This is a genomic window from Xanthomonas sp. Leaf148 (assembly GCF_001423585.1).
Classification (GTDB): Bacteria; Pseudomonadota; Gammaproteobacteria; order Xanthomonadales; family Xanthomonadaceae; genus Xanthomonas.
The window spans coordinates 755,910-777,497 of sequence record NZ_LMOP01000008.1 but is presented as its reverse complement, the minus strand read 5'-3'; the positions used below and the strand labels follow the sequence as shown (position 1 = coordinate 777,497).

Genomic DNA, 21,588 nt, shown 5'->3' with positions numbered 1-21,588 from the left:
CACCGCAATCTGGCGGTGCAGCACTGCGATGCGCGTCGCAGTGCATGGTGTGAGCGCAGATACCGATAGAGACGCGCAAGCGCATCGTCCAGACGACGAACGCACAGCGGCATCGATAGGGCATGCGCTGTCAGGCGCGATGCGTATTCACTCAAGCGCTCAGGCGTGCTTCGGTATAGTCGCGCGATGACTTATTTCCCGCGTCTTGCCACTGTTTTCGTCGGCCTGTTGTGCCTTGGCAGCACTGCGCTGCATGCGCAAAGCCTGGATCCGCAATTGACTGCCATGCGCGATGCAATCGCCGCCGCAGAGCGCGGCCAATCCGATCCCGCCCAGCTCTCGGCATTGAGCCGCCATCCGCTGTACGGCTGGCTGGAGTACGCCACGCTCAAGCGCAACATCGACAACGTCTCCAACGCGCAGGCGCAGGGATTCTTGCAGCGCTACGCAGGCCAGCCAGTGGCCGAGAGCTTCCGTAGCACCTGGTTGCCGGCGGTCGCGCGCCGCCAGGACTGGACCACGTTGCTGGCCAACTGGAAGAGCACCGAGAACGTAGGACTGCGCTGCGCGCAGCTGACCGCGCGCCAGGCCACCGGCAAGCTGGACGCACAGTGGAGCCGCGATGCGCTCACCCTGTGGCGCAACGGCAAGGCGTTGCCGGATGCGTGCGAGCCGGTGGTGGCGGGGCTGGAGTCGCGCGGCGAACTCACCCCGGCACTGCGCTGGGAGCGTGTGGAAGCCGCTGCCGATGCGCAGCTGCCTGCAGTGATGCGTGCGGCGGCGCGTGGCTTGCCGGCGGCTGATCTGGCACTGGCCACCGATTACGCTGCCTTTCTCGACAAGGTCCACCCGCGTGCACTGGGTTGGCCAAAGACCGAGCGCAGCCGCAACATCGCCGTCGATGGCCTGGCCAAGCTGGCCAAGACCGACCCGGATGCCGCCGAGCAACAGTTGCCGCAGCTCGCCAGCGCGTTGGGTTTCAGCGACGCGCAGCGCGGGCAGGTGCTGTATCAGATTGCGTTGTGGACGGTGGCGTCCTACCTGCCGGATTCAGCGCGCAGGCTCAACGCGGTGCCCGATGCGGCCTACGACGAGCGCCTGCACGAATGGCGCGCGCGCGAGGCAATGTCGCGTGGCGATTGGCCTGCGGCATTGGCCGCCATCCGCAAGATGCCGGCCAGCCAGCGCGCCGATTCGCGCTGGCAGTATTTCGAAGCGCGCCTCACCGAGAAGACCGGTTCGGCGGCGGCAGCACAGCCGTTGTATCGCGCGGCGGCACAGTCGCCCACCTTCCACGGCTTCCTGGCCGCCGACCGCCTGCAGCAGCCGTATCGGCTATGCCCATGGGAGCCCAAGGACAGCCCGCAGGCCAAGGCCGCGGTGGCGCGCGACCCGGCATTGACCCGTGCAATTGCGTTGTTCCAGATCGATCGCCCCGGCTGGGCGGTGGCGGAGTGGAACGATGCCGCCAGCCGCTTCGACGACACCCAGCGCCGCCTGGCGGTGGAGGTGGCCAGCGACAACGGCTGGTTCGACCGCGCGGTGTTTGCGCTCGGCAAACAACCGGACGAGCAACGGCTGTATGCGCTGCGTTTCCCGTTGCATCACGATGAGAGCATTCGCCGCGAGGCCGCCAAGAACGCCATCGATCCGGCCTGGGTCGCTGCAGAGATCCGCGCCGAAAGCATCTTCAATCCACGTGCACGTTCGCCGGCCAATGCGATGGGCCTGATGCAGGTATTGCCCGGCACCGGCGCGGCAGTGGCCAAGGGCATCGCCCTGCCCGGCTACGCGGGTGCCGCCAGTCTGTACGAGCCCGACACCAACATCGCCATCGGCACCGCGTACCTGCGCCAGTTGCTCAATACCTATGGCCTGCCGTATCTCACCATCGCCGCGTACAACGCCGGACCCGGCCCGACCGGCCGCTGGCAATCGCAACGGCCGGGCTTCGAACCGGACTTCTGGATCGAGACCATCAGCTACAAGGAAACCCGCGAGTACGTTGCGCGTATCCTGGCTTTTAGCGTGATCTACGACTGGCGCCTCAACGGCGACATGCTGCCGCTGAGCGACCGACTGATGGGCAAGCTGGTGGACAAGCGTCAAAAGCCGGTGTGCACGCCGGGCCAGAGCGCGAACAACGCAGCGCAGGACTGAATGCACCTTGCCGACGCGTCCCGCCGCTTGCTGCGGCGGGCGCGGCTGCGCCGTTGCGTCTGTTCTCGGCCATGGATTAGTTGAAGTGCGATGCGCTGGCCGCTTGCGGGCCGCATCGCAAGTCCGTCTTTGGACGCGTGGCGGCAGCGTGCTATCGGGTCTTGGCTTCGCTGACGATCCCTAAGGAGGGCATCCAGACCTCGATCGGCACATCGTGCAAACGTACAACGCCCGCATCGCTGCGGGCGTTGTGTGATGACGGACAGCGCTGCAACCCTTGCAGCGCTGCATGCAGCGGCAGTTACAGCTTGCCTGCGCCGGCCTTGGCCTTGACGTCCGCAGCCACCTTGTTGGCAGACAGCAGATTGTAGGTGTACGGCGGCTTCCAGCCGATGTTGCTGTTCCAGGAGCAGCTCAACGCCTTGCCGTTGAGCAACGACCCCTGGTCGCGGTACACGCTGCCCTTGTAATCGCCGGCAATCTTGTCGCAACTACTCACACCGCTGATGTCGAAGGCATTGTTCTCGGAGAAGATCTTCGATTCCTTACCCACGCCATGCGCGTGCGAGAACGGGTAGACCTTATTGCTGGTGCTGCCCACGTGGTAGTTGTTGTACAGATGCACCTGGCCGAAACGTACCCGCGGTGCACGCGCGGAGATGTTCTCGAACAAGGTGTTGTGGATGGTCACCTTGAGCTTGCCGCTATCGGTGCTGGAGGCGCTGTCGCTGGAGCCGATCAGGCTGTTCTTCTCGTGCGACTTGAAGGCCGAGTACGAGATGGTCACGAAGTTCGCGCCCTTCTTGACGTCCATCGCGCCGTCATGATGCTGCTTGGGGCGACCATTGGCGGTGCCGTTCTGATCATCGGTGCGGCGACCATCGGTGAAGGTCACGTGGTCCACCCATACATTGGTGGCGCCTTCCACGGTCAAACCGTCGTACTCGGCATTCCAGTTGCCGTTGTCGCCATCGTCGGCATCCCACTTCGGTTCCGGATCCCACGGATTTTCGATGGTGAGGTTGCGCACGATGACGTCGTTGGCCTTGATGTAGAAATAGCCTTCGCGGATTTCCGCGTTGGTGCCGACGCCGATCAAGGTGGTCTTGGTCGGAACATCCAGGCGCGCACGCGTCTTCATGTCCGAGGTCTTGGTGTAGGCCTTGCCTTCGCTGATGTCGATGACACCCTTGACCTTGATGATGCGCCCGTTGCTGCCAGCGCTGGCCTTCAGTGCGGCCTTCAATTGTGCTGCGTTGCTGACGGTATAGATATTCGCTGCCGCCGCCTTGGAACCGCCTTTTGTGCCGCCGTTCTGGGTGGCCCAGCCGGTGGTGGCAACCTCCAGCGCAGGGTCGGCTGCGTAAGCGGTGGTCGACAACAACGCGGCGCTCAATACAACGCCCACAACGGTACGTCCCACAACAGTCGATGCGTTCGACATGGTGATGAAATCTCTTAAATGAGTGATGCATGACACGCCGCTACGCGACGTGTTCCCCGTGCGTTCGCCCAGGCCAACAGGCCAGTCCCCTAGCGAACCCGACCGATGCTAATGCTTATGTACATTATTTAAAAGTACATTTTCATCATGTTGCACCTGCGTTTTTGGAATGACCGCGAGCCACGCGCAGCGCACGTTTTCGTGCACTGCGCGTGGCAACGCTTTGCAGCAGGTGCTGTCGCTTACAGCTTGCCGGCGCCGGCTTTTGCCTTGACGTCCGCAGCCACCTTGTCGGCCGACAGCAGGCTGTAGGTGTATGGCGGAGTCCAACCGATATTGCTGTTCCAGGAGCAGCTCAAGGCCTTGCCATTGAGTAGCGAGCCCTGGTCGCGATACACGCTGCCGCCGTAGTCGGCAGCGATCTTGTCGCAGCTGCTCACACCACTGATGTCGAACACGTTGCGCTCGGAAAAGATCTTCGATTCCTTGCCCACGCCATGCGCATGCGAGAACGGGTAGACCTTATTGCTGGTGCTGCCCACGTGGTAGTTGTTGTACAGATGCACCTGGCCAAAACGCACCCGCGGTGCACGAGCGGCAATGTCCTGGAACAGGGTGTTGTGGATGGTGACTTTGAGCTTGCCGCTGTCCAAGCTTGAATGACTGTCACTGGAACCGATCAGACCATTCTTCTCGTGCGACTTGAACGCCGAGTAGGAAACGGTGACGAAGTTGGCACCGCGCTTGATGTCCAACGCGCCGTCGTGATGCTGCTTGGGGCGGCCGTTGCCGGTGCCGTTCTGATCATCGGTGCGGCGACCATCGGTGAAGGTCACGTGGTCCACCCATACGTTGGTAGCGCCTTCCACGGTCAGGCCGTCGTACTCGGCATTCCAGTTGCCGGCGCTGCCGTCATCCGGATCCCAGACCGGCTCCGGGTCCCATGGATTTTCGATGGTGAGGTTGCGGATGATGACGTCGTTGGCCTTGACGTACATGTAGCCTTCGCGGATTTCGGCATTGCTGGTGATGCCGATCAGCGTGGTCTTGGTCGGGATATCCAGACGCGCGCGCGCCTTCATGTCCGAGGTCTTGGTGTAAGGCTTGCCTTCGCTGATATCGATGATGCCGCTGATCTTGATGATGCGTCCGTTGCTGCCCACGCTGGCCTTCAACGCATTCTTCAACTCCGCAGCATTCTTGACGGTGTAGATATTGGCGGCGGCAGCTTTCGAGCCGCCCTTGGTACCGCCGTTCTGCGTCGCCCACCCGGTGGTCGCTGCTTCCAGCGCAGGATCGGCGCTTGCAACGCCGGTGAGCAGCAACGACCCGACAAACAGCGACGCGGCGGCCGCCGTCGAAAATTTCGGCTTCATCTTGATGTCTCCCTCGAATGGGTTCGATGCGCCGCGCGGCGGCACATTCCTCGTCTATCGACTGCGGAACGTACTTTTCATCTCTGTAATTTTCAGCTCCGCGACACGGATACTAGGAGCATCGCAATCGCTTGTATCTAAGCAATGCCTCGATGTGCACGCGCAGTCACGCAAACGGTTGCGGGACACCAAAGAGAAGACAAAACGCTGTAATCAAGACACGCAGAGACAGCGCCAGGGACACTGCAGCGCAGCATTCTGCAAGTCGCATTGCAGTTGGACATGCCTTCAACACACCATGCTGTTGCGATCACATGGGCGTTTTTTTTTCGCAGCGAAAGCATCCATTGCAACGTGCTGACTGGATAGCGCGTGCAAGACGTACATGCGCTTGATGCGTCGGCACGCACGCAATCCAGCAAGCGGGAACCGACACGAACGTGCGAGGTGCGGTGCACAATCGCCGAGCGCACGTAGAACAGGCATGACGCAGGCGATCAACTGAGCGATACACCTGCATACATGCACTGCGTGACGCGAGCCGTGCGCAAGACATCGTGATCCAAGACCAAGCGTCAATCGATGGCGCTATTGGCGTTACTGTGTGTCCAAGAGCACACGCCACGTGGCGCTGGTTGCGCACACAGTCAACCCGTACGCGTGCAGCGTGCAGCGTGCAGACGTTACCGGCTATCCACAGCAGCCTGCGCGCACGCGCAAGCAAGCAAGCAACCTCATGTTTTTTGTACGCGCGCACCCATCCACGCACTCACGCACAACGCCATGCGCGCGATCGTTACCTGCAATCGATTCGATGATGGGCAGCCCGCGAAGGCGAGGCTGCCGCAGCGCTCAGGAAAACCCTTCGAAGAACAACTCGATCGCCATCACCAACGCATCTTCGCGTCCGGTATTGGAGGGGTAGTAGCGCGGGCGCCGCCCGATCTCGTTGAAGCCTTCGGAGTGATACAGCGCAATTGCCGAAGGATTGGACGGGCGCACTTCCAGAAATGCGCGTCGCGCGCCGCGGTCGCAGGCGCCCTTGATCAAAGCGCGCAACAACACGCGCCCGTGTCCTTGCGATTGCGCTTCCGGCGCGATGCAGACGTTGAGGACATGCGCCTCGTCGGCGGCGATGCTGATGATGCCGTAACCGATGACCTGGCCGCCCTGCTCCATCACCCAACCCGGGTAGCCCGCCTGCAAACAATCGCGAAAGATGCTGCGCGTCCACGGGAACGGATAGGCACGTTGCTCGATCTCCATCACCGCGTCCAGATCGCTTTCGCGCATGGCACGCAGTGGCGCGGGCAGCGGCGCGTTCATTGCGCTCACGCCGGGCCCTGACGGCGACGCAACGCGCGCAGCTGCGGCCACAGCGCGCGCTTGGCGGCCGGATTGCCACGCAAGTCAGCCAGCGGCCAGGAGGCCATCAAGGCTTGCGTCGAAGGGTCGCCCGGGTTGCAACCGGACGCGCGCAGCAACGCCATCTGCAAACGGTCGGGCAGACCAACGCGGCCACGCCGTTGCGGCGCAGCTGCCGAACGTACATCAGACGCACGCGACTCGGCCGGCGCAGTCGGCGCCGAGCGACGCGCCGCCGGTACAGCAGCCGGAGCCGCTTGCGCGACACGCGGCGCACGCACTGGCGCAGACACCGGTGCGTGGTCGACCACCTCAACCGGCGCAGGCAAGGCATCGGGTGTGTCGCGATCCAGATACACGGTGTGCCCCATCGCCTGCAGGCACGACACCTGCAGGTCCGACCACACCGGTTCGTACGCTGGCTCGCTCATGGATGCCGGCTCATGGAAGCTCGGGGACACGCCGCCAACGCCGCCACAGCCACATCATCGGGCCGGACAACGCATACAGCACGCCGATCACCAGCAGCGACCGCGCCAGGTCGATCACCAACAGCGCAATCACCACCGTGGCAACCGCCAGTGCCAGAAACGGCACGCGGTCGGCACGCGGGCCACGCGCGCCGCCCTTGAAGCTCCAGAAGCGGATCCGGCTGACCATCAACAGCGCCGACACCACCGTGACTGCCAGCGCCACGTAGCGCAGCTGCTCGCCGTCGAAGCCCAGGCTGTCGTCAGCGAACGCCCATACGAAGGACATCATCAGCCCGGCCGCTGCCGGGCTGGCCAGACCAATGAACCAGCGCTTGTCGACCACGCCGACCTGGGTGTTGAAGCGCGCCAGCCGCAGCGCCGCGCAAGCCGCATACAGGAAGGCGGCCGACCAGCCGACCCGTCCCATCACGTTGCTGTCGTATTTCAGCGCCGACAGCGACCAGTGATACATCACCAGTGCCGGGGCCATGCCGAAGCTGACCAGATCGGCCAGCGAGTCGTACTGCACGCCGAATTCGCTGCTGGTATTGGTCAGGCGCGCAACCCGGCCGTCCAACCCGTCCATCACCGCCGCCACGAACACCGCCATCGCCGCCTGGACGAACTGACCATTGGCGGCGGCGATGATGGCGTAGAAACCGGAAAACAACCCGGCGGTGGTGAACAGGTTCGGCAGCAGGTAAATCGTGCGCGAGCGCGGGGGCGGTCTCATTTCATCCATCCGACAAGTGTAGGGCCTGAGGTCCGTCCGGCGGTAGCGCGCCCGCATCCCGCAGCGCGCTCACTTGCCAGCGCGGGCCGTGGATGCTGCAATCGCGGCGGGAATCATCCAGGGGAAGCCACATGCACCTGTCGTCCGGGCTTTGCGCCCTGTTGCTGCTGGTCAGCGCCACTGCAGGCGCTACCGATCTGTATAAGTGGAAGGACGCCAAGGGCGTGACCCACTACACCGAAACCCCGCCGCCGACCGGCCAGCGCTACGAATCGCGCCGGATCGACGCGCGCAGCGGCACTGCGGCCATCGCCGCGCCAGAGACCGCCACCCCGGAATCGGCCGACTGCCTCACCGCACGCCGCAACCTGGAGCTGCTCAGCGGCAAGGGCGAGGTCACCATGGGCGCCGGCACCGACGGCAAGCCCGGCACCCCGCTGGACCCGGACGCCCGCGCCGCGCAGCGCAATCTGGCCGAAGCCGCCGCCAAGGCCTATTGCAAGCCGGCAGCGACTGGCGGCCCGACCACCTGAGTTCGAGCTGGACAGCGTGAGCGGCCGTCACGCCGCTGGGCAGTGACAAAACGCGCCGCGGCGGTGGCGCAGTGCGTTTCGAAGGCGGCGTGACCTCGCTTCCAGGACTGTGGTCGGGCTCACACCGCAGGCCGACGATCCGGCGTTACGACCGCCTGACCAGGCAAGCCGAACGCATCCATCCCCCGCCGCGCGGGTATGCGGCCATGACCGGCAGGGCGCGACACTGGCAAACTATGGGCTTTCCGCCCAAGCGAAGCCCGATGCGTCTTTCCCAGTTCCACCTGCACACCACCAAGGAAACCCCGGCCGACGCCGAGCTGGTCAGCCACCGTCTGATGCTGCGCGCGGGCATGATCCGCAAGCTGGCCTCCGGGCTGTACACCTGGTCGCCGCTGGGCCTACGCGTGCTGCGCAAGGTCGAGGCGATCGTGCGCGAGGAAATGAACCGCGCCGGCGCCGTGGAGGTGCTGTTCCCCACCATCCAGCCGCGTGAGCTGTGGGACGCCACCGGGCGTTGGGAAAAGTTCGGCGGGCAGTTGCTCAAGATCAGCGACCGCAAGCAGCAGGAGTTCTGCTACAGCCCCACCGCCGAAGAAGCCGCGGCCGACTTCGCGCGCCAGGAGATCAACAGCTACAAGCAGCTGCCGCTCAATTTCTATCAGATCCAGACCAAATTCCGCGATGAAATCCGCCCGCGCTTTGGCGTGATGCGCGCGCGCGAATTCCTGATGAAGGACGCGTACTCGTTCCATCTCACCGATGCGGACATGGCGCGCGAATACGACAACATGCGTGCGGCCTACGCCCGCATCTTCACCCGTCTGGGGCTTGAGTTCCGCGCGGTGCAGGCCGACTCCGGCGCGATCGGTGGCGATGCCTCGCAGGAATTCCACGTCATCGCCGACTCCGGCGAAGACTCGCTGGCGTTCTCCACGGCCTCCGATTACGCCGCCAACGTGGAAACCGCCAGCGCTGCGCTGCCGGGTCCGCGTCCGGAAGCGACCGAGAGCATGCGCCAGGTCGAAACGCCCACCCAGAAGACCTGCGAAGACGTCGCTCAACTGCTGGGCATCGCGTTGCAGCGCACGGTCAAGTCGGTGGCGGTGATGACCACCGCCGGCTTCGTGCTGGTGCTGGTGCGCGGCGACCACGCGGTCAACGAGATCAAGCTGGGCAAGGTGGCCGGCCTGGCCAACTACCGTCTGGCCAACGAAGCCGAAATCCGCGACCACCTCGGCTGCGAGCCGGGCTTCCTGGGACCGCTGAAGACCGCCCGCCCGGTGCGCGTGGTGGCCGATCGCGATGTCGCGGCCATGGCCGATTTCGTGGTCGGCGCCAATGTACCCGGCGCCCACCTTGCCGGCGTCAACTGGGGCCGTGATCTGCCCGAGCCGGAGACCGTGGCCGATGTGCGCAACGTCATCGACGGCGAACGCGCTGCCGATGGCGGCGAGCTGCGTCTGGCCCGCGGTATCGAAGTGGGACACGTGTTCCAGCTTGGCAGCCAGTACGCACAGGCGCTGCAGGCCACCGTCATCGACGAAAACGGCAAGGCCGCGGTGATGAAGATGGGCTGTTACGGCATCGGCATTTCGCGCATCGTGGCTGCGGCAATCGAACAGAACCATGACGAGGCCGGTATTGTCTGGCCGGCGCCGATGGCGCCGTGGCAGGCGGTGGTGTGCGTGATCAACCCCAAGCAGGACGCCCAGGTGGTCGCTGCTGCCCAGGCGTTGCTGGACGAATTGATCGCCGCCGGTCTCGATGCCGCACTGGATGACCGTGGTCTGCGTCCGGGCGCCATGTTTGCCGATATGGAACTATTGGGCATTCCGCATCGGGTGGTCGTCTCGGAACGTGGATTGGCAGCCGGCACATTTGAATATCGCGCCCGCACCGCCGAATCGGCAGAAAACCTGGATAAGGCCGGATTATTCTCCCGTCTGGGGTGCTGATCAAACAGGGCAATTCCGCTCCAATCGGATGAACACAAGGCGCCGAATTATTTCGGCGCATTTGTCATGCGGGTTTTCTGACATTATGATGGCCGCCGCTGCCAAGGATCGGCATTCTTTCTCTCTCAATCTTCCGGAGTCGCGATGTCGATCGATCTTTCTGGCCTGTCGGCCAAGCAGTTGGGCGCACTGATCAAAAATGCAAAGAAGCAGCAGACCGTGGTTGCCAAGCGCGCCCCGATCGCCAAGGTCCGCACGCAGCTGACCCGCGCGGCGAAAGCGCAGGGTTATTCCATCGAAGAATTGTTTGGTACCGCCGCCAGCGCCGGCCCGGGTCGTCCGGCCGCTGCCAGCAAGCCGGGTCCGCGCGCCGGCCGCAAGCTGGGCAAGGTTGCACCGAAGTACCGCAATCCGTCCAATACCCAGGAAACCTGGACCGGTCGCGGCAAGCAGCCGCGCTGGCTGGCCGAACTGACCGCTGCTGGCAAGAAGGTGGAAGACTTCCTGATCAGCAAGATCGGTGGCGGTGCAAAGAAGGCATCGGCAAAGAAGGCCGCGCCACGTAAAACGGTCACCAAGCGCGCCACCAAGAAGTCCAAGGCCGCTTGATCCAGACCAATAAAAACGCCGGCATTGCCGGCGTTTTTATTGGGTGATTTTCTGGCCGCTCATAAATTCTTGCGCGCCGGAATCAGCAAATTGCCAAACAGCAAACCGGCCATCAATGCCATCACAATATTGGTGACCGCCAACAATGCGGCTTGTCCGACACTGACATCCTGCTGTTGCACCAGGGTCAAAAAACCCCGCAGGCTGACACTACCGGGAACCAGCATGATGATGCCCGGCAATCGAATCAGCGCACCGGGTTTGTGCACCACCCGCCCAAACAGATTACCGGCGGCGGTCAATGCCATGGCCGAGGCAAATACTCCGGCCGGGCCACCCCAGGCATGCCCGGCATAACGCGCAATGACATAACCGGACATCGCTGCGGCCATGATCCATAAATAATCGCGCCGATTGGCCTTGAACAACACCGCAAACGCATAAGCGGCCACCAGCAACGACGCCCATTCCACCCAGCCGGCCTGCGGACGCAAGGCAGCCACCTGTGGGTGCAAGCCCACCAATTGGGTCAGCGTCACCGCGATCACGGCGCCTACCGTGAGCTTGAGCACCGTGGTCACCGCACCGGCCAGACGCGCCGTGCCGGAGACCCAGTGCTGACTGGCCAGCTCGTTGAATGCATTGGTCAGCGACATGCCTGGCAGCAGCACCACCAGCGAGGCAATGATCACCGTATTGAGATTCAACGGCCCGACCAGCGATGCCACCAGCGCGGCGACCACGCCAGCCAGCAGGCCGGCCAGCGCTTCGCCGGCTTCCTTGGTGGCGGCGCGCTTGTCGGTGTATTGGGTCAGCAGGCCGATCGACATGCCGATCGCGCCAGCGGTGGCGATATCCAGCCAGGGCAGCTTCCACAACCCGGCCACGCCGGCCGCGGCCAGACCGAAGGCCAGCACCTGCAAGGTCTTGCCGCGCCGATCGACTTCACGGTCCAGGCGGCGCAGCGCGGTGTGGCCCTGCGCAATGCTCATGCGCCCGTTGGCCACGCTGTCGGCCACGTAGTCGGCCACACTGAGCTTGTAGAGATCGTTCTCGCCCGGTGCCAGCCGGATCACGCGGGTGATGTCGCTGGAACCGATCGCCTTGGTCGGGTCGCTGAAGCTCAAGATGATGCCGGTGGGATTGGACCAGGGCTCGCAATCCAGCCCCAGCTTTTGCGATAGCCCGATCACCGCGGCCTCCAGGCGCTGCGCTGTTGTGCCATAGGAATGCAGACGCCCGGCGATTTCCGACACAAAGGCGACGCGCTGGGCGTAGGTGGCACTGGCGGACGGGAGGACGACGGTGGCAGCGGACATGCGTGGCGGGTCGGATCGGAAAAACGCCGTACGGCGAGGACGTCAGTGTATGCCGCAGCGCGCGTGGCCGGCGCGCCCTCCGTCCATCCGAGGCCGTCGCAGCGAAGGCGCCCCCATCATTCGCTCACACCGGCCCTGTATGCTGGCGCCACGGACAGGCCACCCAATGATCAAACCGCAACCTCCACGTATCGAACAAGACTCGCAGGATCAGGCACAGGTCCGACTCGCCGGCAGTTGGGTCCTGGCGACCGCCCTGCCCCAGGCCGAACTGCTGCAAGCGGTGCCCGACGGGGTGCGTCGCATCGACGCGCGCGGCATCCAGCAACTGGATTCGGCCGGCGTGCTGCAACTGTTGCGCTTTGCCGGCCGCATGGGGCTGAAAGAAGACGCCATCGATTTCCGCGATGAACACCAGGCGCTGGTGTGCACCATCGAAGAACTCAACGACGAGCGCCCCAAGCCCAAGCGCGATTACGGCTTTGTCGCCGCACTCGACCGCCTGGGCCGTACCACCCACGGCGTCGGCCAGGGCATTCTGGAACTCAACAGTTTTCTGGGCGAAAACCTGGTCAAGATCATGCGGCTGATCCACGAGCCGCGCCGCTTCCGCCTCACCTCCACCGTGCATCACATGGAGCAGGTCGGGCTGGATGCGGTGCCGCTGGTGGTGCTGCTGTCGTATCTGGTTGGCGCGGTGATCGCGTTTTTAGGCTCGACCATCCTGCGCGACTTCGGCGCGGAAATTTACGTGGTCGAGTTGGTGTCCATCGCCTTCCTGCGCGAATTTGCGGTACTGCTGACCGCAATTGTGTTGGCCGGGCGCACCGCCAGCGCGTTCACAGCGCAGATCGGCGCGATGAAATCACGCGAAGAGGTCGATGCCATCCGCACGCTGGGGCTGGACCCGATCGACCTGCTGGTGATCCCGCGTCTGCTGGCGCTGATTTTCACCCTGCCGCTGCTGACCTTCATCGCGATGATCGCCGGCCTGGCCGGTGGCGTCACCGTAGGCGCATTCGATCTGGATATCCCGCCGCAGATGTATCTGGCGCGCATGCACGACACCATCCAGTTGCGACACTTCCTGGTCGGCTTGTCGAAGGCGCCGCTGTTTGCGCTGGTGATCGGCCTGATCGGTTGCCTGGAAGGGTTGAAGGTCAGTGGCACCGCGCAGTCGGTGGGCGAACGCACCACCTCGTCGGTGGTGCAGACGATTTCCTTGGTCATCATCCTCGACGCGATTGCGGCGTTGTGGTTCATGAAGATGGGGTGGTGATGGAGCCGAGATTCGATCGTCGGGGTTTGGGAGTCGCGCAAGGCAGCAGCGCTGTTGGCGCCCTGAGATGTGGGAGTGCGGTGCTGTGACCAATCTCGAATCCCCAGTCACCAATCCCGGCACAGAGACGGACGACGACGACCAGCTGGCGATCTCCGTGCGCGGGCTGACCAACCGGTTCGGTAGCCAGGTCGTGCACGAAGAGCTCGACCTGGACGTGCGCCGTGGTGAGATTCTGGGCGTGGTCGGCGGCTCGGGCACCGGTAAATCGGTGCTGATGCGCAGCATCCTGGGCCTGCGCGAGCCGGATGCTGGCAGCATCCAGGTGCTGGGTGCGGATGCGCGCTCCGGGCGTTTTGTCGACCGCCAGCACATCACCCGCAACACCGGGGTGCTGTTCCAGGACGGCGCACTGTTTTCGTCGATGACCGTCGGCGAAAACGTGCAGGTGCCGCTGAAGGAACACCACGGCGAGTTTCCGGAGCGCTGGTATTTCGAACTGGCGCTGCTGAAGATCAAGCTGGCCGGCTTGCCAGCCGATGCGCTGGACAAGCTGCCCTCGCAATTGTCCGGCGGCATGCGCAAGCGCGCTGGCCTGGCGCGCGCGCTGGCACTGGATCCGCCGCTGCTGTTTCTGGATGAACCCACCGCCGGGCTGGACCCGATCGGCGCGGCGGCCTTCGACCGCTTGATCCGAACGCTGCAGCAGGCGCTGGGCCTGACCGTGTTCCTGATCACCCATGACCTGGATACGCTGTACGCCATCTGCGACCGCATCGCGGTGCTGGCCGATCGCAAGGTGATCGCCAACGCGCCGCTGGCCGAGGTCGAGCAGATCGATCACCCCTGGATCCAGGAATATTTCCACGGTCCGCGCGCACGCGCCGCGCGCGCGGCCAAGACCGACTCCACCGAGACCGCCTGAGCATGGAAACAAAAGCCAATTACGTCCTGATCGGCGCCTTCACCATCGTGGCAGGCCTGGCCTTGCTGCTGTTCGGTCTGTGGGCCGCCAAGTACTCCTCCGATCGCACCTGGCAGCAGTACCGCGTGGTGTTCCGCGAGGCGGTCACCGGCCTGTCGGTCGGCAGCCCGGTGCAATACAACGGCATCGCGGTAGGCTCGATCACCGAACTGACGCTGGCCCCGAACGACCCGCGCCAAGTGGTCGCACACGTGCGCGTCAACTCCACCACACCGATCAAGAGCGATACCCGCGCCAAGCTGGCCATCACCAGCCTGACCGGCCCGTCGATCATCCAGCTCTCCGGCGGCACGCCCGAGGCGCCGACGCTGACCACCATCGACAAGAGCGATGCGCCGATCATCCAGACCACGCCCTCGGCGCTGCAGAACATCACCGACACCGCCAACCGCATCGTAGAGCGCATGGACGAAATGCTCTCCGACAAAAACGTGGCCAGCATTTCGGCCACGCTGCAGAACCTGGAAAAGATCAGCGGCGGCATCGCCGACCGCGACGAAGGCATGCAGGCGCTGATCGTCAGCGCGCGCGATGCCGCGCGCAATCTGGACACCACCCTGACCACCACCAACGGCACCATCAAGCGGCTGGATCAGAACCTTGTGCAGCAGCTGCCGGGCATCTTGAACAAGCTGGACGCAACGCTGGTCAAGCTGGATTCGGCCGCAGGTAACGCCGACAACATCCTTGGCGAAAACCGCGCAGCCATCAACAGTTTTGCCAACGATGGCCTGGGCCAGCTCGGACCGACACTGACCGAATTGCGCGGCCTGATCCGCGACCTGCGCCGGGTCAGCGACAAACTGGACAACAACCCTGCGCGCTACCTGCTTGGCCGCGACGCACCCAAGGAGTTCGAACCGAAATGACTGCCATGCGCCTGCTGCGTCCCCTGCTGTGCGTCTCGTTGCTGGCGCTGGGCGGCTGCTCGGTCCTGACCGGTGGCGACCAGAAGCCGGCCACGATCTACGCACCCACCGTGCGCGTCACGCCCAATCCCACCTGGCCGCAGGTGACCTGGCAGCTGTCGGTCGCCAAACCGAGCGCTGCCCGCATCATCGACAGCCCGCGCATCAACGTGCGCCCGACCCCGGGCGAGTTGCAGGTCTACCACGGTGCCGGCTGGGCGCAACCGGCCACCGACATGCTAGAAGACAGCGTGGTGCGTGCGTTCGAAGACTCCGGCAAGATCGCGGGGGTTGCGCGCATCGGTGCCGGGATCCGCTCGGACTACAAGCTGGCGATCGACGTGCGCCGCTTCGAAGCCGATTACGCCGGCCAGTCGGTGCCCTCGGCCACTATCGAACTCAACGCCAAGCTGCTGCATTCGTCAGATCAACGCGTGGCCGCTTCGCGCACCTTCCTGGTCGCACGCCCGTCCGCCAGCACCGACACCGCTGCGGTGGCCGTCGCCTTCGAGCAGGCGCTGACCCAGGTCACCACCGAGCTGGTCGGCTGGACGCTGACCACCGGACAACAGGACAGCCAGAACTTGCCGCGTTCCTTGTAAGTGCAAACGACGGACTTGGAGCTGCTGACAACACTTAGTGAGCAGTCGTTAGGTGGGTGCGGACAATGCGTGGAACCGGAATTTACGAGTGGGACATACCGACTCCTAGCACCGGCCGCGCCCGCCTGTTGGCTGCCGCAAAGCGGCTGATCTGCGGGCTGGCTGCAAGGCCCTTGCCCGCCCACCATCGCGGGACACGCTGCAAGTACGTCCTTGTCAGCGCTTACGCGGCATCCATGCCGTGTAAGGTCCTACGAGGGTGAGCGGGCAAGGGCCAGTCGAGATCGTCGGTGTGCAGGGTTTTAAGGAACTACCGATCAACCCTCTGGTGCGGTGTCCTCACCGCTTGCGGGACCGTGTGGCGGCATGGATGCCGCCACCGAGCCTCCTGGGACGGGTTCACGGCGTGTCCCGCGAGCGGTGAGGGCACCGCCACTCAACCCACTCAGCGTTTGACCAGGGCTTCTGACTGCATCCACCAAGATGCAGACGACACAACCACCGCACTCACCACCAGGCGAGCGCTCGCTACGTTATGTGAGCCGCTCTTATCGCTGGAACACGCGCACCGCAATCTGCCGAAAGGTCAAATTGATGCGCTCCCCCACCGGGCGCGCGGTGCGCGGCAGCGCATGCTTGTAATGCTGCTGGGTCTCGCCGGCCATCAACAACAGATCGCCGTGGCCGAGTTCCAGCGTCTGCTTCAATGCCGCATCGTCGCGATGCTTGAAGGCGAACCGTCGCGCCGCCCCCAGGCTGAGCGATGCGATCACCGGTTGCGCGCCCAGCTCCGGCTCGTCGTCGCTATGCCAGCCCATTGCATCGGCTCCGCTGCGATAGCGATTGACCAGCACGCTGTTGAACGGGCAACCGGTTTCATGCTGCAGACGGGCGCGCACGGGCTGCAGCGCCTCCAGCCACGGCTGCGGCGCAAACTCTGTCCCCGAGTAGCGATAACTGGCATCGGCATCGCCGATCCAGCTGCTCAGACGTGGCGAATCCACCACCCGCCCGAACATGCGGATGCGATGCACCTCCCACTGCACCTGTGCCAGCAACACCCGCATCAGCGCATCGGCCTGCGCGGCCTGCAACCAGCCACGACACCAATGGATCTGAGCTCCCGGCAATGCAACGCGCAGTTTCATGCGCAAACGCTAGCATGCGCGCGCCGGAGCACGCCGGCAGAGGCTGATGAATCAACGCGATTTGCCGCCATCACATGCAATCCCGGAAAATACGCCCCAGCCATCGAGCCAACGGGAGCGGAGCAATGTCGGAAGCGGGAATCGGCGCGCAAGCGTCAGAGACGGTCGAGCGCGACGTCATGGAATACGACGTCGTCACCGTCGGTGCCGGTCCGGCCGGGCTATCGTTCGCGATCCGGCTCAAGCAGCTCAACCCCGAGTTGAGTGTGTGCGTGATCGAAAAGTCCAGCACCATCGGCGCGCATATCCTCTCCGGCGCGGTGATCGAACCCGGCCCGCTGGACGCGTTGCTCCCCGGCTGGCGCGATAACCCGCCGCCGATCTGCGTGGCCGCCACCGACGACGAATTCTGGTTCCTCGGCAAGGACAGCGCGCTCAAGTTCCCGGTGGTACCGCCGGGCATGCGCAACCACGGCAACTTCATCGTCAGCCTGGGCGCGATGTGCGCCTGGCTCGCTCCGCAGGCCGAAGCGCTGGGCGTGGAAATCTACCCCGGCTTTGCCGCCGCCGAAACGCTGCACGACGACAGCGGCCAGGTGGTGGGCGTGCGCATCGGCGATATGGGCGTGGCCAAGGACGGCTCGCACAAGCCCGGCTACACCGCCGGCATCGATATCCGCGCCAAGGTCACCGTGCTGGCCGAAGGCGCGCGCGGGCATCTGACCAAGCGCCTGCTCAAGCGCTTCGACCTCACCGCAGAAAGCGACCCGCAGGGCTATTCCATCGGCATCAAGGAGTTGTGGCAGGTGCCCGAAGGCCGCGTCACGCCCGGCAAGATCGTGCACACCATCGGCTGGCCCGCGGACAACCGCACCTACGGCGGCAGCTTTCTGTATCACCTGGACAACAACCAGATCGCGCTTGGCTACGTCAGCGGACTGGACTACAGCGACCCGAAGTACCAGCCGTGGGAAGCCTTCCAGCAATGGAAAAACCACACGCTGATCAAGTCGTTACTGGAAGGCGGCAGCGTCCTGTCGGCCGGCGCGCGCGCCATCGTCACCGGCGGTTGGCAGTCGCTACCCAAAGTCGAGATGCCCGGTGCGCTGCTGATCGGCGACACCGCCGGCTTGCTCAATGTGCCCAAGATCAAGGGCACCCATCAGGCGATTCGCAGCGGCATGCTCGCCGCCGAACACCTGGTGCAATCGCAGCTAGCCCCGCAGGGCTTCGATGCAAAACTGCGCGCCTCGGACGCGATGGCCGAGCTGAAGGAGGTCCGCAACATCAAACCCGGCTTCAAGAAAGGGCTGTGGTTCGGCCTGCTCAATGCCGCTTGGGAAACCGCACTCAAGGGCGCCTCGCCCTGGACCCTGAAGAACAAGGCGGACTGGTCGGCGCTGCACAAGCTCGGCGAGTACGAGCAACCCAAGCGCGACTACGGCACCCGCGAACTGGCCCCGCGCGACCGCCTGCAGGCGGTCTACTTCGCCGCCACCGAGCACGACGAAGATCAACCGGTGCATCTGAAAGTCCTGGACACCGATGTCTGCGCCACCCGCTGCGTGGAGGAGTACGACAACCCCTGCACCCGCTTCTGCCCGGCCAACGTCTACGAAATGGTCGCAGACACCGCCAGCCCCACCGGCAAGCGCCTGCAGATCAACGCCGCCAATTGCGTGCACTGCAAGACCTGCGACATCAAGGACCCCTACGAGATCATCACCTGGGTCACCCCGGAGGGTGGTTCGGGGCCGAACTACCAGAACCTGTAGAAATCAGGGGCCATATCGGCCCCTGATTGTTTATGCGGCTTTGAACTCCACGCCAGTCTTGGCGCGCAACTCTTCCAGTTCCACCCCATCGGCAGCCTCCACCAAGACCAATCCGTCGGCGGTGACATCGAACACGGCCAGGTCGGTGATGATGCGGTCGACCACGCCCACGCCGGTCAATGGTAGATCGCATTCACGCAGGATCTTGTGGCTGCCATCCTTGGCCACGTGCTCCATCAACACCACCACGCGCTTGACGCCGGCCACCAGATCCATCGCGCCGCCCATGCCCTTGACCATCTTGCCGGGCACCATCCAGTTGGCCAGATCGCCGCGGTCGGTGACCTGCATCGCGCCAAGAATCGCCAGATCGATATGGCCGCCGCGGATCATCGCGAACGAGTCATGGCTGCCGAAGTAACTGGCACCGGCACGCGCAGTCACCGTCTGTTTGCCGGCATTGATCAGGTCTGCGTCCACTTCATCCTCGGTGGGGAACGGGCCGATGCCGAGCAGGCCGTTTTCCGATTGCAACCACACGTCCACGCCGTCGGGGATGTGATTGGCCACCAGCGTCGGCAGGCCGATCCCCAAGTTGACGTAGGCGCCGTCGGTCAATTCGCGCGCCGCGCGTGCTGCCATCTGATCTCTGGTCCAGGCCATTACTGCTGTCCTTCGCGCACGGTGCGCTGTTCGATGCGTTTTTCCGGCGCCGTGTTGAGCACCAGTCGGTCGACGTAGATCCCCGGCAGATGCACGTGGTCCGGATCGATGCTGCCAAGCGCCACGATCTCTTCGACCTCGGCAATGCAGATGCGACCGGCCATGGCGCAGGCCGGGTTGAAATTGCGCGCGGTCTTACGAAACACCAGGTTGCCGGCGGTGTCGGCGCGCCATGCCTTGACCAGCGCAACATCGGCATGCAGCGCTGTTTCCATCACGTAGTGCTTGCCGTCGAATTCGCGGGTCTCCTTGCCCTCGGCCACGATGGTGCCGTAGCCGGTGGCGGTGTAGAACGCGGGAATTCCCGCACCGCCTGCACGCAGGCGCTCTGCCAGGGTGCCTTGCGGATTGAACTCAAGCTCGAGCTCGCCAGCCAGATATTGGCGCTCGAATTCCTTGTTTTCGCCCACGTAGGACGAAATCATCTTGCGGATCTGCCGGGTGGCCAATAGTTGACCAAGCCCGAATCCATCGACGCCGGCGTTGTTGGAAACCACCGTCAATCCGCTGACCCCGCTGTCGCGTACGGCAGCGATCAGGGCTTCGGGAATCCCGCACAAACCAAAGCCGCCCACCGCCAGCGTCTGGCCATCGGCCAACACGCCATCCAGCGCCGTCGTTGCATCGGCATAGCGTTTACCGCCTGCCTTACCCTCTTCATTGCTGCGCATCACCGCCCTCACCTCGCTGATGTGAAACGGCCATTCTATCCGCTGACTGTTCCCTGTCCCCGGTCGCAATTCCGCCACACCCAAGACACGGCGCACCCGCTAAACTCGGGTGTCCCCCACTTCAGGAATTGCCCATGACGCTACCCGCCTTCAAGGCCTACGATATTCGCGGCCGCGTGCCGGATGAACTCAACGAGGACTTGGCCCGTCGGATCGGCGTGGCACTGGCGGCGCAGCTGGATCAAGGGCCTGTGGTCCTGGGCCACGATGTGCGTCTGGCCAGCCCGGCCTTGCAGGAAGCGCTGTCGGCAGGCCTGCGCGCCAGCGGCCGCGAGGTGATCGACATCGGCCTATGCGGCACCGAGGAGGTCTATTTCCAGACCGATTACCTCAAGGCCGCCGGCGGCGTGATGGTCACTGCCAGCCACAATCCGATGGACTACAACGGCATGAAGCTGGTGCGCGAGCAAGCGCGGCCGATCAGCTCCGATACCGGCCTGTTCGCGATCCGCGACACGGTCGCTGCCGATACCGCTGCAGCCGGCGAGCCTACCGCAAGCGAGCAGAGCCGCACCGATAAGACTGCCTACCTGGAGCACCTGCTCAGCTACGTCGACCGCAGCACGCTCAAGCCGCTCAAGCTGGTGGTCAACGCAGGCAACGGCGGTGCGGGTCTGATCGTGGATCTGCTTGCACCGCACCTGCCCTTCGAATTCGTGCGCGTGTTCCATGAGCCGGATGGCAATTTCCCCAACGGCATTCCCAACCCGCTGCTGCCGGAAAACCGTGCCGCCACCGCCAAGGCGGTCAAGGAACACGGCGCTGACTTCGGCATCGCATGGGATGGCGATTTCGACCGCTGCTTCTTCTTCGATCACACCGGCCGCTTCATCGAAGGTTATTACCTGGTCGGTTTGCTGGCGCAGGCCATTTTGGCCAAGCAGCCGGGCGGCAAAGTCGTGCACGACCCGCGTCTGACCTGGAACACGGTCGAGCAGGTCGAAGAAGCCGGCGGCATTCCGGTGCTGTGCAAGAGCGGCCATGCCTTCATCAAGGAAAAAATGCGCAGCGAAAACGCCGTGTATGGCGGCGAGATGAGCGCGCACCATTACTTCCGCGAGTTTGCCTACGCCGATTCCGGAATGATTCCGTGGCTGTTGATCGCCGAGCTGGTGTCGCAGTCCGGTCGTTCGCTGGCCGATCTGGTCGAATCACGCATGCAGAAGTTCCCGTGCAGCGGCGAAATCAACTTCAAGGTCGCCGATGCCAAGGCATCGGTCGCCCGCGTGATGGAACACTACGCCGACCTGTCGCCCGAACTGGACTACACCGACGGCATCAGTGCGGATTTCGGCCAGTGGCGCTTCAACCTGCGCAGCTCCAATACCGAGCCGCTGCTGCGGCTGAACGTGGAAACGCGCGGCGACGCCGCACTGCTGGAAAGCCGCACGCAAGAGATTTCAGACTTGCTGCGCGACTGATCTACCATTCTCCCCCACCTTTGACGCACTGGAGTTTCCCCCGCTC

At 64.0% G+C, this 21,588-nt stretch carries 19 protein-coding genes and 1 other RNA gene; 10 read left to right on the top strand and 10 right to left on the bottom strand.

Going from position 1 to position 21,588, the window contains the following annotated elements:
- Window positions 1-186: 186 nt before the first annotated feature.
- A complete protein-coding gene (locus ASF90_RS08055) occupies window positions 187-2,160 on the top strand; it encodes a transglycosylase SLT domain-containing protein (protein WP_055848200.1) in 1,974 nt (657 codons plus the stop codon).
- A 301-nt stretch (window positions 2,161-2,461) separates the two neighbouring features.
- On the opposite strand, the gene ASF90_RS08050 is transcribed toward ASF90_RS08055, so the two are convergent.
- The 5 genes from ASF90_RS08050 to pssA form a co-directional block, all read right to left on the bottom strand.
- Complete coding sequence (locus ASF90_RS08050) at window positions 2,462-3,604, bottom strand: pectate lyase (protein ID WP_055848197.1); 1,143 nt, start codon at window positions 3,602-3,604, stop codon at window positions 2,462-2,464.
- Between the two features lie 242 nt (window positions 3,605-3,846).
- Window positions 3,847-4,980, bottom strand: a complete 1,134-nt coding sequence (locus ASF90_RS08045) for a pectate lyase (RefSeq protein WP_055848193.1) — start codon at window positions 4,978-4,980, stop codon at window positions 3,847-3,849.
- Window positions 4,981-5,832: 852 nt separating this feature from the next.
- Window positions 5,833-6,315 (bottom strand): ribosomal protein S18-alanine N-acetyltransferase, encoded by a 483-nt coding sequence (gene rimI / locus ASF90_RS08040; protein ID WP_055848190.1) that lies wholly within the window; start codon window positions 6,313-6,315, stop codon window positions 5,833-5,835.
- Window positions 6,312-6,776, bottom strand: a complete 465-nt coding sequence (locus tag ASF90_RS08035; RefSeq protein WP_055848187.1) for a hypothetical protein — start codon at window positions 6,774-6,776, stop codon at window positions 6,312-6,314. The genes rimI and ASF90_RS08035 overlap by 4 nt, the downstream gene beginning before the upstream one ends.
- 10 nt (window positions 6,777-6,786) lie before the next feature.
- Window positions 6,787-7,560: a CDP-diacylglycerol--serine O-phosphatidyltransferase gene (gene pssA / locus ASF90_RS08030; protein ID WP_055848184.1), complete on the bottom strand. Its 774-nt coding sequence runs from the start codon at window positions 7,558-7,560 to the stop codon at window positions 6,787-6,789.
- 122 nt (window positions 7,561-7,682) lie between these two features.
- Between pssA and ASF90_RS08025 the strand changes: the two genes are divergently transcribed.
- The 3 genes from ASF90_RS08025 (at window position 7,683) to ASF90_RS08015 (ending at window position 10,651) form a co-directional block, all read left to right on the top strand.
- Window positions 7,683-8,084, top strand: a complete 402-nt coding sequence (locus ASF90_RS08025; RefSeq protein WP_055848181.1) for a DUF4124 domain-containing protein — start codon at window positions 7,683-7,685, stop codon at window positions 8,082-8,084.
- 263 nt (window positions 8,085-8,347) lie between these two features.
- A complete protein-coding gene (locus tag ASF90_RS08020) occupies window positions 8,348-10,042 on the top strand; it encodes a proline--tRNA ligase (RefSeq protein ID WP_055848178.1) in 1,695 nt (564 codons plus the stop codon).
- Between the two features lie 144 nt (window positions 10,043-10,186).
- Window positions 10,187-10,651, top strand: a complete 465-nt coding sequence (locus ASF90_RS08015) for an H-NS family nucleoid-associated regulatory protein (protein ID WP_055848175.1) — start codon at window positions 10,187-10,189, stop codon at window positions 10,649-10,651.
- Window positions 10,652-10,710: 59 nt separating this feature from the next.
- On the opposite strand, the gene ASF90_RS08010 is transcribed toward ASF90_RS08015, so the two are convergent.
- A complete protein-coding gene (locus ASF90_RS08010) occupies window positions 10,711-11,970 on the bottom strand; it encodes a threonine/serine exporter family protein (protein ID WP_055848172.1) in 1,260 nt (419 codons plus the stop codon).
- Window positions 11,971-12,136: 166 nt separating this feature from the next.
- On the opposite strand from ASF90_RS08010, the gene ASF90_RS08005 reads away from it, so the two are divergent.
- The 4 genes from ASF90_RS08005 to ASF90_RS07990 all read left to right on the top strand — a co-directional run bounded on the left by ASF90_RS08005 (window position 12,137) and on the right by ASF90_RS07990 (window position 15,744).
- On the top strand, window positions 12,137-13,249 hold the full coding sequence (locus tag ASF90_RS08005; protein WP_055848169.1) for an ABC transporter permease: 1,113 nt from the start codon (window positions 12,137-12,139) through the stop codon (window positions 13,247-13,249).
- An 85-nt stretch (window positions 13,250-13,334) separates the two neighbouring features.
- On the top strand, window positions 13,335-14,174 hold the full coding sequence (locus ASF90_RS08000) for an ABC transporter ATP-binding protein (protein ID WP_055850252.1): 840 nt from the start codon (window positions 13,335-13,337) through the stop codon (window positions 14,172-14,174).
- Window positions 14,175-14,176: 2 nt separating this feature from the next.
- A complete protein-coding gene (locus tag ASF90_RS07995; protein WP_055848166.1) occupies window positions 14,177-15,103 on the top strand; it encodes an MlaD family protein in 927 nt (308 codons plus the stop codon).
- Window positions 15,100-15,744 carry an ABC-type transport auxiliary lipoprotein family protein gene (locus ASF90_RS07990; protein WP_055848162.1) on the top strand — a complete coding sequence of 215 codons (645 nt, stop codon included), beginning with the start codon at window positions 15,100-15,102 and terminating at the stop codon, window positions 15,742-15,744. The genes ASF90_RS07995 and ASF90_RS07990 overlap by 4 nt, the downstream gene beginning before the upstream one ends.
- A gap of 22 nt (window positions 15,745-15,766) precedes the next feature.
- Here ASF90_RS07990 and ASF90_RS21805 read toward each other — a convergent pair.
- Window positions 15,767-15,841: non-coding RNA, sX9 sRNA (locus ASF90_RS21805), on the bottom strand.
- Window positions 15,842-16,292: 451 nt separating this feature from the next.
- Window positions 16,293-16,892 (bottom strand): alpha-ketoglutarate-dependent dioxygenase AlkB, encoded by a 600-nt coding sequence (locus tag ASF90_RS07985; RefSeq protein WP_055848161.1) that lies wholly within the window; start codon window positions 16,890-16,892, stop codon window positions 16,293-16,295.
- 125 nt (window positions 16,893-17,017) lie between these two features.
- Here ASF90_RS07985 and ASF90_RS07980 point away from each other — a divergent pair, with 125 nt between their 5' ends.
- Window positions 17,018-18,667 (top strand): electron transfer flavoprotein-ubiquinone oxidoreductase, encoded by a 1,650-nt coding sequence (locus tag ASF90_RS07980; protein WP_055848157.1) that lies wholly within the window; start codon window positions 17,018-17,020, stop codon window positions 18,665-18,667.
- A gap of 30 nt (window positions 18,668-18,697) precedes the next feature.
- Here ASF90_RS07980 and ASF90_RS07975 read toward each other — a convergent pair whose 3' ends face one another.
- Both ASF90_RS07975 and ASF90_RS07970 read right to left on the bottom strand, forming a co-directional pair.
- On the bottom strand, window positions 18,698-19,330 hold the full coding sequence (locus ASF90_RS07975; protein WP_055848154.1) for a CoA transferase subunit B: 633 nt from the start codon (window positions 19,328-19,330) through the stop codon (window positions 18,698-18,700).
- Window positions 19,330-20,061, bottom strand: coding sequence for a CoA transferase subunit A (locus tag ASF90_RS07970; RefSeq protein WP_055848151.1), 732 nt, complete (start codon window positions 20,059-20,061; stop codon window positions 19,330-19,332). Before ASF90_RS07970 ends, ASF90_RS07975 begins: the two co-directional genes overlap by 1 nt.
- 134 nt (window positions 20,062-20,195) lie before the next feature.
- Between ASF90_RS07970 and ASF90_RS07965 the strand changes: the two genes are divergently transcribed.
- Entirely contained in the window at window positions 20,196-21,542 is a 1,347-nt protein-coding gene (locus ASF90_RS07965) for a phosphomannomutase/phosphoglucomutase (RefSeq protein ID WP_055848149.1), read from the top strand.
- The last annotated feature ends 46 nt before the right edge of the window (window positions 21,543-21,588 follow it).

Bases quoted from the DNA above. Each gene is read 5' to 3' on its own strand.
- ASF90_RS08020 (WP_055848178.1), top strand. From the start codon at position 8,348: ATGCGTCTTTCCCAGTTCCACCTGCACACCACCAAGGAAACCCCGGCC.
- ASF90_RS08055 (WP_055848200.1), top strand. From the start codon at position 187: ATGACTTATTTCCCGCGTCTTGCCACTGTTTTCGTCGGCCTGTTGTGC.
- ASF90_RS08010 (WP_055848172.1), bottom strand. From the start codon at position 11,970: ATGTCCGCTGCCACCGTCGTCCTCCCGTCCGCCAGTGCCACCTACGCC.
- pssA (WP_055848184.1), bottom strand. From the start codon at position 7,560: ATGGATGAAATGAGACCGCCCCCGCGCTCGCGCACGATTTACCTGCTG.
- ASF90_RS07965 (WP_055848149.1), top strand. From the start codon at position 20,196: ATGACGCTACCCGCCTTCAAGGCCTACGATATTCGCGGCCGCGTGCCG.
- ASF90_RS07975 (WP_055848154.1), bottom strand. From the start codon at position 19,330: ATGGCCTGGACCAGAGATCAGATGGCAGCACGCGCGGCGCGCGAATTG.
- ASF90_RS08050 (WP_055848197.1), bottom strand. From the start codon at position 3,604: ATGTCGAACGCATCGACTGTTGTGGGACGTACCGTTGTGGGCGTTGTA.
- ASF90_RS07990 (WP_055848162.1), top strand. From the start codon at position 15,100: ATGACTGCCATGCGCCTGCTGCGTCCCCTGCTGTGCGTCTCGTTGCTG.
- ASF90_RS08035 (WP_055848187.1), bottom strand. From the start codon at position 6,776: ATGAGCGAGCCAGCGTACGAACCGGTGTGGTCGGACCTGCAGGTGTCG.
- ASF90_RS08045 (WP_055848193.1), bottom strand. From the start codon at position 4,980: ATGAAGCCGAAATTTTCGACGGCGGCCGCCGCGTCGCTGTTTGTCGGG.
- ASF90_RS07980 (WP_055848157.1), top strand. From the start codon at position 17,018: ATGTCGGAAGCGGGAATCGGCGCGCAAGCGTCAGAGACGGTCGAGCGC.
- ASF90_RS07970 (WP_055848151.1), bottom strand. From the start codon at position 20,061: ATGCGCAGCAATGAAGAGGGTAAGGCAGGCGGTAAACGCTATGCCGAT.
- ASF90_RS07995 (WP_055848166.1), top strand. From the start codon at position 14,177: ATGGAAACAAAAGCCAATTACGTCCTGATCGGCGCCTTCACCATCGTG.
- ASF90_RS08005 (WP_055848169.1), top strand. From the start codon at position 12,137: ATGATCAAACCGCAACCTCCACGTATCGAACAAGACTCGCAGGATCAG.
- ASF90_RS08025 (WP_055848181.1), top strand. From the start codon at position 7,683: ATGCACCTGTCGTCCGGGCTTTGCGCCCTGTTGCTGCTGGTCAGCGCC.
- ASF90_RS08015 (WP_055848175.1), top strand. From the start codon at position 10,187: ATGTCGATCGATCTTTCTGGCCTGTCGGCCAAGCAGTTGGGCGCACTG.
- ASF90_RS07985 (WP_055848161.1), bottom strand. From the start codon at position 16,892: ATGAAACTGCGCGTTGCATTGCCGGGAGCTCAGATCCATTGGTGTCGT.